Below are 12,795 nucleotides of genomic sequence, written 5' to 3' on the forward strand. Positions count from 1 at the left end.
AGAATTTTTGCTTTAATTTAGGCTAATATGGAATTAAATATTCTTATTTTTATCAAAAAATTAAAAACAAAGTTTTATGGCAACAGTAACCTTAAAAGGAACCGAAATACATACTTCTGGAGACTTACCTAAAGTTGGAACTCAAGCTCCTGATTTTACATTAACTAATACAGATTTATCTACTAAAACCTTAAAAGATTTTGAAGGAAACAAAGTAGTTTTAAACATTTTTCCTAGTGTAGATACAGGAACATGTGCACAATCTGTAAGACAATTTAACACAGAAGCAAACAAACTAGAAAACACAAAAGTACTTTGTATTTCTAAAGATTTACCATTTGCTCAAGCACGTTTTTGTGGTGCAGAAGGCTTAGAACAAGTGATTAGTTTATCTGATTTTAAAACTGGTGATTTTGGAAAAACGTATGGTATTAATTTTATTGATGGACCATTAGAAGGTTTACTGTCTAGAAGCGTTGTAGTTTTAGATGAAACTGGTAAGGTAATTTACACAGAGCAGGTTGCTGAAACTGTAGACGAGCCAAATTACGAGGCAGCTTTAAACGCTTTAAAATAAACCTATTTAATGCAAAAAAAAGAACCTTTTATTATAAACCGACTTAAAAGTGTCGGTTATGCATTTAAGGGTATGATTTTACTTTTAAAAACCGAAGCAAGTATAAAAATACAATTTTCTATTGCTATACTTGTTACGGTTTTTGGTTTTTATTTTAATATCTCTACAAACGAATGGATTGTTCAAATTCTAGCTATCGCTCTAGTTATGAGTACCGAAGGCATTAATACAGCTATCGAGGAAATTGCTAATTTTATTCATCCAGAACATCATAGCAAAATAGGTGTAATAAAAGATATTGCAGCTGGAGCCGTTTTTATTGCTTCTATATTTGCTTCAATTATTGGTCTAATTATATACATTCCAAAAATTTTTAACTTATAAATTGCAACCAATAATTAAACATAAAAGACTATCGGTCTGTTTTACTTTTCAGCCTTATGCAATTTTTTAAAATAAAGTTTCGTTAACGGTAGTAATTTGTATTTTTGCTTAAATTAAAACCGTGAATGGCGAAACGTAAACCCAAAACTAAAAAAGCACCTAGAAAAAAAATTAAAATGCCTAGTTTAAAACTATCAAACCAGCAAAAACTGGTATTAGGTAGTTTTTTAATAATCTTTGGTATTGTTTTGTGTATAGCCTTCATTTCATTTTTCTTTACCGGAGAAGCCGATCAAAGTAATCTTTCAAATTTTACAAACCGTAATGTTGCCACTAAAAATTGGTTAAGTAAATCTGGAGCTTGGTTAAGCGATTTGTTTATACAAAGAGGCTTTGGTGTTGCTTCCTTTATTTTTTCCGGATTAATATTTTTATCTGGTGTTTATGTTTTAATGAACTTAAATACAGTAAAACTTCGTAAACACTGGTTTTGGGGCACATTAATTGTTATTTGGTGTTCAATTTTATTAGGTTTTTTTAAAGATAAAATAGATATTTTAGGAGGCACTATTGGTTTTGAGTTAAACAGCTTTCTTCAAGATTATATTGGAAAAATTGGCACTTCACTCCTACTCGTTTTTGGTTTAATAACTTACTTAGCCATTCGATTTAAAGTAACTTTCGAGAACATTACAAACTTATTTAAATCTGCAAAAAAAGATTTAAAAGATGAATTTGCCGATGCCAATAAAGACACCATAATTCCTATAGATAATAACCTATCGGAAGAAGCTCAAGCCATAAAAGATGCATTCGAAATAAATTTAGATAATAAACCCGAATCTAAACCCGAACCAACTCCAGAACCTGTAAAAGTTGTAAAAACTGAACCTGTTTCGGCTCCTTTAGAAGTTAATGTTGCTGAAGCTGAAGAAGAAGAAGACATTGAGCCAGAACTGGAAATGGAAGTTAAAACAGTGGTTGATGAAGATGCTGAAAGAAAAAACCTAGCCAATAAATTGGTTGAAGATTTTGGCGAATTCGACCCTACACTAGAACTATCAAAATACCAATTCCCTCCGCTTGATTTATTAAAAAAATACAACACAGAAGGTATAACTATAAACCAAGAAGAGCTTGAAGCCAACAAAAACCGTATTGTTGAAACTTTAAGTAATTATAAAATAGGTATTGCTAGTATTAAAGCAACCATTGGGCCAACAGTAACACTTTATGAAATTGTTCCTGAAGCGGGTGTTAGAATTTCAAAAATTAAAAACTTAGAAGACGATATTGCACTTTCGCTCTCTGCACTAGGTATACGTATTATTGCTCCAATTCCTGGAAAAGGAACTATTGGTATTGAGGTTCCAAACACAAACTCGACTATAGTTTCAATGCGTTCGGTTATTGCTGCAAAAAAGTTTCAAAGCTCCGAAATGCATTTACCTATAGCTCTTGGTAAAACCATTAGCAACGAAACCTTTGTTGTTGATTTGGCTAAAATGCCTCACTTACTTATGGCTGGTGCTACAGGACAGGGAAAATCGGTTGGTTTAAATGCCATTTTAACATCGTTACTTTACAAAAAACATCCTGCAGAAGTTAAATTTATTCTTGTAGATCCTAAAAAAGTAGAATTAACACTTTTTAATAAAATTGAGCGTCATTACTTAGCAAAATTACCAGATAGTGAAGAAGCCATAATTACAGATAACACAAAGGTTATAAATACATTAAACTCATTATGTATTGAAATGGACAATCGTTACGAATTGCTGAAAAATGCGATGTGCCGTAACATTGTAGAGTATAACAATAAGTTTAAAGAAAGAAAATTAAACCCTAACGATGGGCATCAATTTTTACCATATATAGTATTGGTAGTAGATGAGTTTGCCGATTTAATAATGACAGCTGGTAAAGAAGTAGAAACACCCATAGCACGTCTAGCCCAATTAGCACGTGCCATTGGTATACATTTAATTATTGCAACACAGCGCCCATCGGTTAATGTTATTACAGGTATCATTAAAGCTAACTTCCCTGCTAGAATTGCTTTTAGGGTAACTTCTAAAATAGATTCGCGTACTATTTTAGATGGTTCTGGCGCCGACCAACTTATTGGTCGTGGAGATTTACTTTACACACAAGGCAACGACCTTATTCGTGTACAATGTGCTTTTGTAGACACACCAGAAGTTGAGAAAATTACAGATTACATAGGCTCACAAAAAGCCTACCCCGAAGCTTATTTACTACCAGAATATGTAGGAGAAGAAAGTGGCACAAGTCTTGATATAGATATAGCAGATCGCGATAAACTATTTAAAGATGCTGCTATTGTAATTGTAACCGCTCAGCAAGGTTCGGCTTCATTATTACAGCGTAAACTTAAATTAGGTTATAACCGTGCTGGAAGAATTATAGATCAATTAGAAGCTGCTGGTATTGTAGGGCCATTTGAAGGTAGTAAAGCACGCCAAGTATTAATACCAGACTTAATTGCATTAGATCAACATTTAGAAAACGAAATTTAATTAATAAAAAAAATGAAAAAATTTATAACACTTGTATTACTTACACTTTCAATAACAACATTTGCGCAAAACAAAGGCAAAGTGTTACTAAACGAAGTATCAGAAAAAGTAAAAAGTTATAATAACATATCTATAGATTTTAAATACACACTGGAAAACACTTCAGAAAATGTAAAACAAGAAACTAAAGGCGATGTTATTATGCAAGGCGATAAATACCGCTTAAACATTTTAGGCGTTACAAGATTATTTGATGGTAAAAAATTGTACAGCATTAGTCCAGAAGATGAAGAAGTTACTATTTCTACAGAAAACGAAGACGATGGCAATGCTATTACACCAAGTAAAATGTTATCATTTTATGAAGATGGTTACACTTATAAGCTAGATATTGAACAAAATATTAATGGTAGAAAAATTCAATACGTAAAATTAACACCTATTGATTCTAATTCTGAAATTAAAACCATTCATTTAGGTATCGATTCTAAAACAAAACACATTTACAACCTAATTCAGGTTGGTAAAAATGGAACAAAAACAACACTAACAGTAAATTCTTTTAAAACAAATACACCTTTATCAAAAACCTTATTTACCTTTGATTCGAGTAAATACAGCGATTATTACATCAATTCTTTAGATTAAGATTTTAGTGAAAATTTTAGATAGGTACATATTAACCACATACCTCCGTACATTTCTCAGCGTGTTTATTATTCTCATGCTGATTTTTGTTTTACAAACTATTTGGCTTTACATACGAGAATTATCTGGTAAAGATTTAGACATCATTGTTATAGTAAAATTCTTAGTCTATTTCATGCCCAAGCTAATACCTTTAGTATTACCACTTACAATTTTATTAGCCTCGATTATGGTTTTTGGTAGTTTTGCCGAAAATTATGAGTTCGCTGCAATGAAATCTACTGGAATTTCTCTGCAACGTGCCATGTCTGGATTAAGCGTTTTTATAGTTATTCTTGCTGTAATTACCTTTTTCTTTTCAAATAATGTTATCCCTTGGGCAGAATATAACTCGTATAACCTACGTAAAAACATTGCCAAACTAAAACCGGCTATGTTACTTGCAAAAGGACAATTTAATGAGGTTGGTTTATATAACATAAAGTTTACAGAAAAAACTGGTGAACGAGGTCAATATTTAAAAAATGTTACTATTCATGTAAGAAGTAGTAACGGCAGAGAAAATGCTACAACTATAATTTCTAAAGATGGTGAATTAGCTAGTAAAGAAGATTCTAATGTTTTAAAACTAATATTAACCGATGGCTATTATTATAGCGACTTGTCTCCAAAAACTAAAAAAGATCGAGACAAAAAACCATTTGCTAAAAGTAAATTTGAAACAAAAATAATTAACATAGATTTATCTGAGCTTAACGATGTAGATATAGATGAAAAATCTCAAACTGATAAGTATAGCATGCTTAATGTTTCTGGTTTAAATAAATCTATTGATTCTTTAATTGAAAAAAGTATTGCAGACCATGGGGCATTTGCAAAAAATTTACACCAGCGCTCTAGTTTAATAAGTACTAAAAATATATCTAACACTAAAAAAGACAGCACAAAAGTTAGTAAAGACTCTACTTACTTAGGCAATTTGCTAGATATTTTTGATACTAAAAAGAAAATACAAATAATAGATAATACCACTCGCACATTATCTAGCCCTCAACAAATAATAAAATCTAAAGAAACAAACATAAAAATTCAAGACGAACTTTTAAATAGGCATTTTATTTCGCTACACGAAAAATTTGCTTTAGGTTTTGCTTGTATAATTCTGTTTTTTGTAGGTGCACCTTTAGGCGCACTTATTAGAAAAGGAGGTATTGGGCTACCTATGGTAGTTGCAATACTTTTATTTTTAACCTACCACTTTATTGGTATTTTTGCTACAAATAGTGCAAAAAAAGGTGGGTTCGATCCTGTTTTAGCACCTTGGTTTTCAACTTTAATTATGCTACCATTAGGTGTGTTTTTAACTAAACGTGCTACTGCCGATAAAGGTTTATTCGATTTTGATAGTGTTTTAGATCCGCTTAAAAAAATATTCAAAATTAAAAATAATAACAGTCACGATTATAAATTTTTAAACTCTAAGAAAAACACCGAATTAATCGATATTATTAATAATTACGAGGCTTTAGGTCATGATGAATTATGCCGATATGAAGCCTACAAAGTTTTAAAACAAAGAGGTAACGATATTGAAGATTTAAAAGAAAAAGGGCTATTAATTAATAATAATTATAAAACATCTGAAAACTTAATCTTCAATGAATACACACCTCACTCTACATATGCTATTGCTTTATTTATAACTGGAGTTGTATTACTTATTCTTCATTTTATATTTAAAAACAACAAATTACCTTCTGTGGCTGCTGCCTCAATTCAATTAAGCATTATGGCTTTAATTTTATTCGTTGTTTATTACGTAAAATCACTAGTCAATTTATATTCATTTTATAAGTTCATTAAAAAACCAAGAAAAAAACCTCATATAATATTGGTTATTTTAGGTTTCCCGCTGTACTTTATATCTTATCTAATATTTAAAGAAAAAGTAAGAGAAGACTTAAAGTTAAATTATTTAGAATCTTTAAAATAAGTAATATCTTTGTAACATGTTAGCAGAACCTATGACACCTAAGAAAGCTTCTACATTTCAACTAAACACCATTCAAGAAGCCATTAACGATATTAAAAACGGTAAAGTTATTATTGTTGTTGATGATGAAAATCGTGAAAACGAGGGCGATTTTGTTGCAGCAGCCGAAACAGTTACGCCACAAATAATAAACTTTATGGCTAAACATGGCCGCGGTTTAATTTGTGCGCCACTAACCGAAAACCGCTGTAAAGAATTAGAGCTTAACATGATGGTTAACAACAACACCGACCCTATGGAAACTGCATTTACAGTTTCTGTAGATTTAAGAGGTGGTGGAGTTACCACAGGTATTTCTGCAAGCGACAGAGCTAAAACTATTGAAGCCTTAATTAATGAAAACACTAAACCATTTGAACTAGCCAGACCTGGCCATATTTTTCCTTTAGTTGCCAAAGAAGGTGGTGTTTTAAGAAGAACTGGACACACCGAAGCTGCTATAGATTTTGCAAGATTAGCTGGCCTAAAACCTGCTGGTGTAATTGTTGAAATTATGAATGATGATGGTAGTATGGCTAGACTACCTCAACTTATGGAAGTTGCAAAAAAGTTAGATTTAAAAATAGTTTCTATTGAAGATTTAGTGGCTTACAGAATGCAACACGATTCGTTAATTGAAAAGAAAGAAGATTTCCAGATTGAAACGCGTTTTGGCAATTATAGGCTTAGAGCATACCAACAAACCACAAATAACCAAGTACATATTGCTTTAACAAAAGGAACTTGGAGTGAAAATGAAGAAGTACTTACACGAATAAACTCTAACCCAACAAATAACGATGTTTTAGGTGCTATTACTAGTAATGTTGATGCCCAATTAAACAATATGTTCGAGATAATTAATAAAGAAGGTAAAGGCGCCATACTTTTTATTAATCAAGAATCGCAATCGATGAATATTTTAAACCGATTGCAAACATTAAAAGCTCAACAAACACCTAACCAAATAACTAATGCACCAAAAATAAGTATGGATGCTCGAGATTTTGGTATTGGAGCTCAAATATTACACGATTTAAACATTCACAAACTAAAACTTTTATCGAATAGCCAACAAACCAAACGTGTTGGTTTAATTGGCTATGGTTTAGAAATTGTTGAGTATGTAAATTATTAGTTTTTTTACAAACTAATTTAAAACTGACTTAATAATTTGAGCCATTTTAGTTGCTCTCTCTTTAACTTCATCTTCCGTCCATGAAAGTTTTATTAAGCATGAAATATTTCGGCCAATAAAATGATCGGATTCTTGGAAATTGGCGTTTTCTAAATATTTTAAACCTGTTTTTACTTCCTCTGAAATTGGGAATAAAGATTTTAGCTCTTTTAAATGGTTCCATTTACGAATATAATGCCAATTATTATCGTAATAGTTCCAACATGCATCGATTCCGCCCTCTTTAAAGCCTTGAATTACTTTTCTAGCTGATTCTAAATCTGGTAAAAAGAAATTAAAAAAAGCACCACTTTCTATACCGCCTTCTGGCACTTTTCGTAAAGTTACTTCTGGTAAAGCGCCAACAACTTCTTGAAATATTTTAAGGTATTTACGCTGAATTTCCAAAAACTCTGGTAAACGCTTTACTTGCGCTAAACCTACTGCAGCATGAAGTTCTGAAATTCTGAAATTATAACCTAAAAACGGATGTGTTTCTGCCCCACGATCGCTTCCTTCATGGTCGTGACCATGATCGCTATAATGGTCGGCATTGGTATAATAGCTTTCGTTATTGGTTATTACAGCACCGCCCTCGCCACAGGTTATAGTTTTTACAAAATCGAAGGAAAAGCAACCTAAATGGCCAATACTACCTAATGGTTTACCATTAAAAGTACCGCCTATAGCTTGACAGGCATCTTCTACTAAAAGTAAATCATTATTTTCGGCTATGGTTTGTAACGCATCCATGCTTCCCATACTACCACACATTTGCACGACCATTATGGCTTTGGTTTTTGGCGTTATGGCTTTTTTTACGGCTTCTGGGTTAAGGCAAAGTGTTTCGTCTATATCAACTAAAACGGGTATGGCTCCTAGTAGCATTATAGCCTCGAAACTGGCTACAAAGGTAAAGGTTGGCATAATTACCTCATCTCCCGCTCCTACTCCTGCACTTGCTAATGCAACGCTTACGGCTGCTGTACCGCTTGATACTAATTGTACGTGGTTTGTTTTAAATGTTTTAGATAATTCGGTTTCTAGTTCTTTTGCTTTCCAGTGGCCTTTTCGCATACCATCGAAGCCATAGCGCATTAGTACGCCATTATCTAGCACATCGTTTACTTGTTGTTTTTCTAATTCTCCAAATAGTTCAAATCCTGGCATGATGTTTTTATTTTGTTGGGTAGTGCGTTAGGGATTGTAGTGGAAATCCTTTTTTGAGGTACGATAAAAAGATTGCAACGTAAAGCCCGACCCCTTTGGGGTAACGCCCTTATTTTTATATTTCTATTACTGTTTCGGTTATTGGTTTACGCACCTTTTTAAGTGTTGCAAACAAGTCGTCTTCGGCTCTTATACCCACTGGTAAAAGTAGTACTGATTTTAAACCTAGTTTGGTTAAGCCTAAAATGTCGTCGTATTTTTCGGGTACGAAACCTTCCATTGGGCAGGCATCTACTTGTATGTTTGCACATACAGTCATTAAATTTCCTAAAGCTATGTAGGCTTGATTTTTTGACCATTGTTGACACTCTGCTTGTGTTTTTTTGTCGAGCATTGCTATTAGACCTTCTTGGTAAGGTTTTAAAATATGGTCTGGTGTGTTTCGTATTTGTTTTATATTGCTGTAATATTTTTTAACATCGGTAGCATCTACATGTTCTTGAATGCATATTACTAATAAATGTGAGGCATCTAAAACTTGATTTTGGTTATACGAGTGTGGCACCAATTGCTCGCGCTTAGTTTTATTTTCTACAACTACCATGGCTATTGTTTGTAAACCATACGATGTTGCGGTTAGGTTAAAGGCTTGCTTTAATGTATCGAGCTGTTGGTCTGTTATTTTTTTTGTAGCGTCGAATTTTTTTGTGGCATAGCGCCAGTTTAATTGCTTTATTATATCCATAAAATGTTTTGTAGCTAAGCAAAAATAATACTTGGGAATTTGTTTATTGCTAAAATTGTATAAAAATTCATTTTTTAATGCTTGAAATTTTTTTTGAAAAAAAAATTGAAATTTATTTGAAAGAGTTAAAAAAGGATTATATATTTGCACCCGCATTAAGGAAATACCTTATGACGCACTCAAGGAGAAATGGCAGAGTGGTCGAATGCGGCAGTCTTGAAAACTGTTGAGGGTCACACCTCCGGGGGTTCGAATCCCTCTTTCTCCGCTAAAACCCGCAACTTAGTTGCGGGTTTTGTTTTTTATATACTTTTCGTTAAATTATACGACATCACATTTTTTAATTTTAATAAAAAGTATATAAAATGAAAACTAAAAATTATACTACCTTTTTTTTAATGCTTGCTTGTTCTGCAGCTTCTATGTACATAACTATGTATTTTAATACTTACGAACTAAATGATGTTTTTTTTAGTTGGACTAGGATGTACATGACTTTTATTGGAATTAGCGGAATGGCTTTAATTATGTTTATTTTTATGAAAAAAATGTATAAGAATAAACTTAAGAACACAGCTATAGTGTTTGGAAGCCTATTGCTAATGGCAACTTCTACTTTTTTAGTTCGGAAACAAATTCCGATAAATGATGTTAAATGGATGAAAGCTATGATACCGCATCATTCTATTGCTATTCTTACTAGTAAAAACGCTGATTTAAACGATTCTGAGGTAAAAGAACTTGCTGAAAGTATTATAAAAACTCAAGAAAAGGAGATTGCTAAAATGAAAGCAATGATTAAGCGCTTAGAAGCACAAAAAAATGTAGAATAAACAATTTGGGTTGAAATAAGCTTTGTTATTATAAATTAAATCATTTTATAATTTTAACAACTACCTATTGTTTAAGCTAAGTGAATAAAAAAAATCCAAAAACATAAGTTTCTGGCTTTTTTGTCGGGGTGGCAGGATAACACCCAAATTTAATATACCCTGTAAAATCAATACTTTTAAAAGTCTAGGCAATCCGTGTTGACCGAATAGTTAACCCTTTAAATAGTTTGTTTTAATAGAACGTCTTGTCTACAAATTCAAGACTTAACTAACACTAAATCAACATAAAAAGCATTAACATATACTAATAATTTATTTTTTAATTGCTATCTATTCTTCTCATTGATTATTAATAATTAAATGTATAAAATTTTATAATTAAATTATAGTAAAATTAACCGATAGCGCTGCTTAGTTTAAAATGACCTAAAGACCTAATGGATAGATATTTAAACTTAATAATAATAGAAATTGAATTTATTGCTGACAACTATCTGATTGGAAAATCCGTAGAGCAAACGCGAAAAAATTATCGAATAACGAAAATCACATCTTTTTTTACAGAAAATTTGAAAATGAAATAGTCGAAATCGTTAGATTTTTACACCAGAGAATGGATATAAAGAAACGACTGAAACAAAAAAACGGCACACTTAAGATGTATAACCGCAATTTCGTCGGATTCGACTACCTTTCGACTGCGCTCAGTGCTGGCTATAATCCACTCGTAATTACTAATGTCAATGCTAATTGAAAAACTTCTTATATTTATATGTAACTAATGGTTATACGAGATCGTTAGCAGTAATACAAACTCAGACAAGTTCTATTGTTATTATAAGTTTATTTATCAGAAATCGCATTTTTTCACGGAATTCAGGGTATTAGATAAAATACAATGGTTTTATTTTTGTAAACAATCGTTGTACATTAAAAATCAACATGCAAACATTAATATTTATTGTTAGCAACAATTAAACAGAATATTAATAAATAATAATAAATTTATGAAAAACAAAAACCTATTAAAACTTATCGTAATTTTTGTAATTGGATTTACAATGCTTACAAGTTGCAGCAGTGATGATGACAGTATTACAAATACTAACAATTCTTCTCTATTTGATAAATGGTGGTATGATTCCAATAATGTTACTGCAGATATTTATTTTCATGCAGATGGACAATATGAACAAAAAATAATATTATTAGGCAATGAAATTACAGGAACTGGAAATTGGACTTGGGAAAATGAAAGTTCTGGGATAATGAAAATTGATAATCTTGGAGGTAACGGACAAGTTGTATCATCAGTATGGTTTAAATTTTCTGACATACTGAACAATACTGTCACAATTCAACAATCTACTAACGGAACCGATTATTCTATTGAAGTATTTTATCAAGATACTGATAATTAAAACTTTTGCTAACACCTTTTAAATTAATTACTTGCTTCTAGCCAACTTACGAAAGTCCACTAGGACTTTCTATCTAATACTTAAACTACGCAACTTATCTTATTAAAAACGATACATAATACTAAATAACATAAAATGGATACAGTAAATTTTGACGAAATTTTTATACAACATTCAATTCTAGAAATATTAGAATGTAATGATCTTGAAGAATTACCTGAAGGGTTAGAAAAACTAAAATTACTTAAAACAGGAGCAATACCACTTATACTTCAACAAAAGGAGGCTCAAGGCGAATTTTTGAAAGAAGGATGTAAAATGTTTGAAATTGACTACGAAAAAGTCAAAAAACTATTATTAACTGTCGCTGATCAGCCTAATAATAACATAGAAAAAAAGTGGTTTGAATTTATGGAAGATGCCATCTTCAAAATATTCAAACAAGCTATTAAACAATATCCTGTTTATGTGTCAAAAACAGCAACAAATACACAAAAACCATACGCATATCTAACTATGCGTTGTAATGATTTTGTTGCAGATGGTTTTCAGATAGGATTAGATAATAATGCGGAAAGTGAAGACTGGGAAGGTATGGCAGATAATATTGACGATTTTGATGACTATTTCAGTCTTGTTGATGATCTTAACACAAAAGATTGGAGCCCTACAGAAGAGGAATTAAAAAATTATTGTGATGACGATGAGGATAGTTTCTTTGAAATACTTGAATCTTCTCTTTGTGAAATATTGTTTGAAAAAGTAGGAGAAAAATTAAAAAACGACCCTAGTTTACAAGAATTTATAACACCTCAAACTAAAGTAAATACTTCAGTATATTTTTCTATGATTCCTTTTCCTTTTACTTCTATGCCAGAAAAACTACGTAAGAATATTGCTGAAGAACTTATAGGTAATGAAGAAAGTAAAATAGCATTTTTGAATATGTGGGAAGATAATAAGCATTATAGAATTGTTTAATATTGAAGGATGTTATTCTGATGTACATACCCATTCTTTTCTATGGATTGGTCTAAAAAATAAAAATGAAGATAGAGTATTAGAAATAAGTAAAACACTATTTCTTGACGCATTAAAACTAGTAGTTTAGTACATATAATAATTTAAACTTAATTTTGAATAAAATATGGTATTTATTCCAAAAAATAAGTTTATTTTTTTTAGAGTACAAATCTTTTCCCTTGGCTTTTAAAATGAAAAAATTAAAACAAAATAAAGAGTTTTAGCTAATTGCTTACTTATTCCCG

11 protein-coding genes and 1 tRNA gene are annotated in these 12,795 nt (G+C 31.3%); 10 read left to right on the forward strand and 2 right to left on the reverse strand.

Features of this window, described 5'->3' with window-relative positions; translation table 11 throughout:
- Positions 1–76 precede the first annotated feature (76 nt).
- The 6 genes from tpx to ribB all read left to right on the forward strand — a co-directional run bounded on the left by tpx (position 77) and on the right by ribB (position 7,319).
- Entirely contained in the window at positions 77–577 is a 501-nt protein-coding gene (gene tpx / locus LG649_RS14615; protein WP_226544563.1) for a thiol peroxidase, read from the forward strand.
- A 9-nt stretch (positions 578–586) separates the two neighbouring features.
- On the forward strand, positions 587–961 hold the full coding sequence (locus tag LG649_RS14620; RefSeq protein ID WP_226544564.1) for a diacylglycerol kinase: 375 nt from the start codon (positions 587–589) through the stop codon (positions 959–961).
- 125 nt (positions 962–1,086) lie between these two features.
- Positions 1,087–3,501 (forward strand): DNA translocase FtsK, encoded by a 2,415-nt coding sequence (locus LG649_RS14625; protein WP_226544565.1) that lies wholly within the window; start codon positions 1,087–1,089, stop codon positions 3,499–3,501.
- Positions 3,502–3,513: 12 nt separating this feature from the next.
- Positions 3,514–4,149: a LolA family protein gene (locus tag LG649_RS14630; protein WP_226544566.1), complete on the forward strand. Its 636-nt coding sequence runs from the start codon at positions 3,514–3,516 to the stop codon at positions 4,147–4,149.
- 7 nt (positions 4,150–4,156) lie between these two features.
- Positions 4,157–6,142, forward strand: a complete 1,986-nt coding sequence (locus tag LG649_RS14635; protein ID WP_226544567.1) for an LptF/LptG family permease — start codon at positions 4,157–4,159, stop codon at positions 6,140–6,142.
- 16 nt (positions 6,143–6,158) lie between these two features.
- On the forward strand, positions 6,159–7,319 hold the full coding sequence (gene ribB, locus LG649_RS14640; RefSeq protein WP_226544568.1) for a 3,4-dihydroxy-2-butanone-4-phosphate synthase: 1,161 nt from the start codon (positions 6,159–6,161) through the stop codon (positions 7,317–7,319).
- 12 nt (positions 7,320–7,331) lie between these two features.
- Here ribB and LG649_RS14645 read toward each other — a convergent pair whose 3' ends face one another.
- Positions 7,332–8,528 carry a DegT/DnrJ/EryC1/StrS family aminotransferase gene (locus LG649_RS14645; RefSeq protein ID WP_226544569.1) on the reverse strand — a complete coding sequence of 399 codons (1,197 nt, stop codon included), beginning with the start codon at positions 8,526–8,528 and terminating at the stop codon, positions 7,332–7,334.
- Between the two features lie 115 nt (positions 8,529–8,643).
- Complete coding sequence (locus LG649_RS14650) at positions 8,644–9,273, reverse strand: NAD(P)H-dependent oxidoreductase (protein ID WP_226544570.1); 630 nt, start codon at positions 9,271–9,273, stop codon at positions 8,644–8,646.
- A 183-nt stretch (positions 9,274–9,456) separates the two neighbouring features.
- Between LG649_RS14650 and LG649_RS14655 the strand changes: the two genes are divergently transcribed.
- From LG649_RS14655 to LG649_RS14670, 4 genes are all read left to right on the forward strand, one after another.
- Positions 9,457–9,541 (forward strand) — tRNA-Ser (locus LG649_RS14655).
- A 97-nt stretch (positions 9,542–9,638) separates the two neighbouring features.
- Positions 9,639–10,106, forward strand: coding sequence for a DUF305 domain-containing protein (locus tag LG649_RS14660; protein WP_226544571.1), 468 nt, complete (start codon positions 9,639–9,641; stop codon positions 10,104–10,106).
- Positions 10,107–11,113: 1,007 nt separating this feature from the next.
- Positions 11,114–11,527, forward strand: coding sequence for a hypothetical protein (locus tag LG649_RS14665; RefSeq protein ID WP_226544572.1), 414 nt, complete (start codon positions 11,114–11,116; stop codon positions 11,525–11,527).
- Between the two features lie 135 nt (positions 11,528–11,662).
- On the forward strand, positions 11,663–12,508 hold the full coding sequence (locus tag LG649_RS14670) for a hypothetical protein (protein WP_226544573.1): 846 nt from the start codon (positions 11,663–11,665) through the stop codon (positions 12,506–12,508).
- Positions 12,509–12,795 lie beyond the last annotated feature (287 nt).

This window comes from Neotamlana laminarinivorans, from assembly GCF_020523925.1.
In the GTDB taxonomy this organism is placed as follows: Bacteria; Bacteroidota; Bacteroidia; order Flavobacteriales; family Flavobacteriaceae; genus Neotamlana; species Neotamlana laminarinivorans.

Excerpts from the sequence above, each read along its gene's own strand:
- tpx (WP_226544563.1), top strand. The coding sequence starts at position 77 with ATGGCAACAGTAACCTTAAAAGGAACCGAAATACATACTTCTGGAGAC.
- LG649_RS14620 (WP_226544564.1), top strand. The coding sequence starts at position 587 with ATGCAAAAAAAAGAACCTTTTATTATAAACCGACTTAAAAGTGTCGGT.
- LG649_RS14625 (WP_226544565.1), top strand. The coding sequence starts at position 1,087 with ATGGCGAAACGTAAACCCAAAACTAAAAAAGCACCTAGAAAAAAAATT.
- LG649_RS14630 (WP_226544566.1), top strand. The coding sequence starts at position 3,514 with ATGAAAAAATTTATAACACTTGTATTACTTACACTTTCAATAACAACA.
- ribB (WP_226544568.1), top strand. The coding sequence starts at position 6,159 with ATGTTAGCAGAACCTATGACACCTAAGAAAGCTTCTACATTTCAACTA.
- LG649_RS14645 (WP_226544569.1), bottom strand. The coding sequence starts at position 8,528 with ATGCCAGGATTTGAACTATTTGGAGAATTAGAAAAACAACAAGTAAAC.
- LG649_RS14650 (WP_226544570.1), bottom strand. The coding sequence starts at position 9,273 with ATGGATATAATAAAGCAATTAAACTGGCGCTATGCCACAAAAAAATTC.
- LG649_RS14660 (WP_226544571.1), top strand. The coding sequence starts at position 9,639 with ATGAAAACTAAAAATTATACTACCTTTTTTTTAATGCTTGCTTGTTCT.
- LG649_RS14665 (WP_226544572.1), top strand. The coding sequence starts at position 11,114 with ATGAAAAACAAAAACCTATTAAAACTTATCGTAATTTTTGTAATTGGA.
- LG649_RS14670 (WP_226544573.1), top strand. The coding sequence starts at position 11,663 with ATGGATACAGTAAATTTTGACGAAATTTTTATACAACATTCAATTCTA.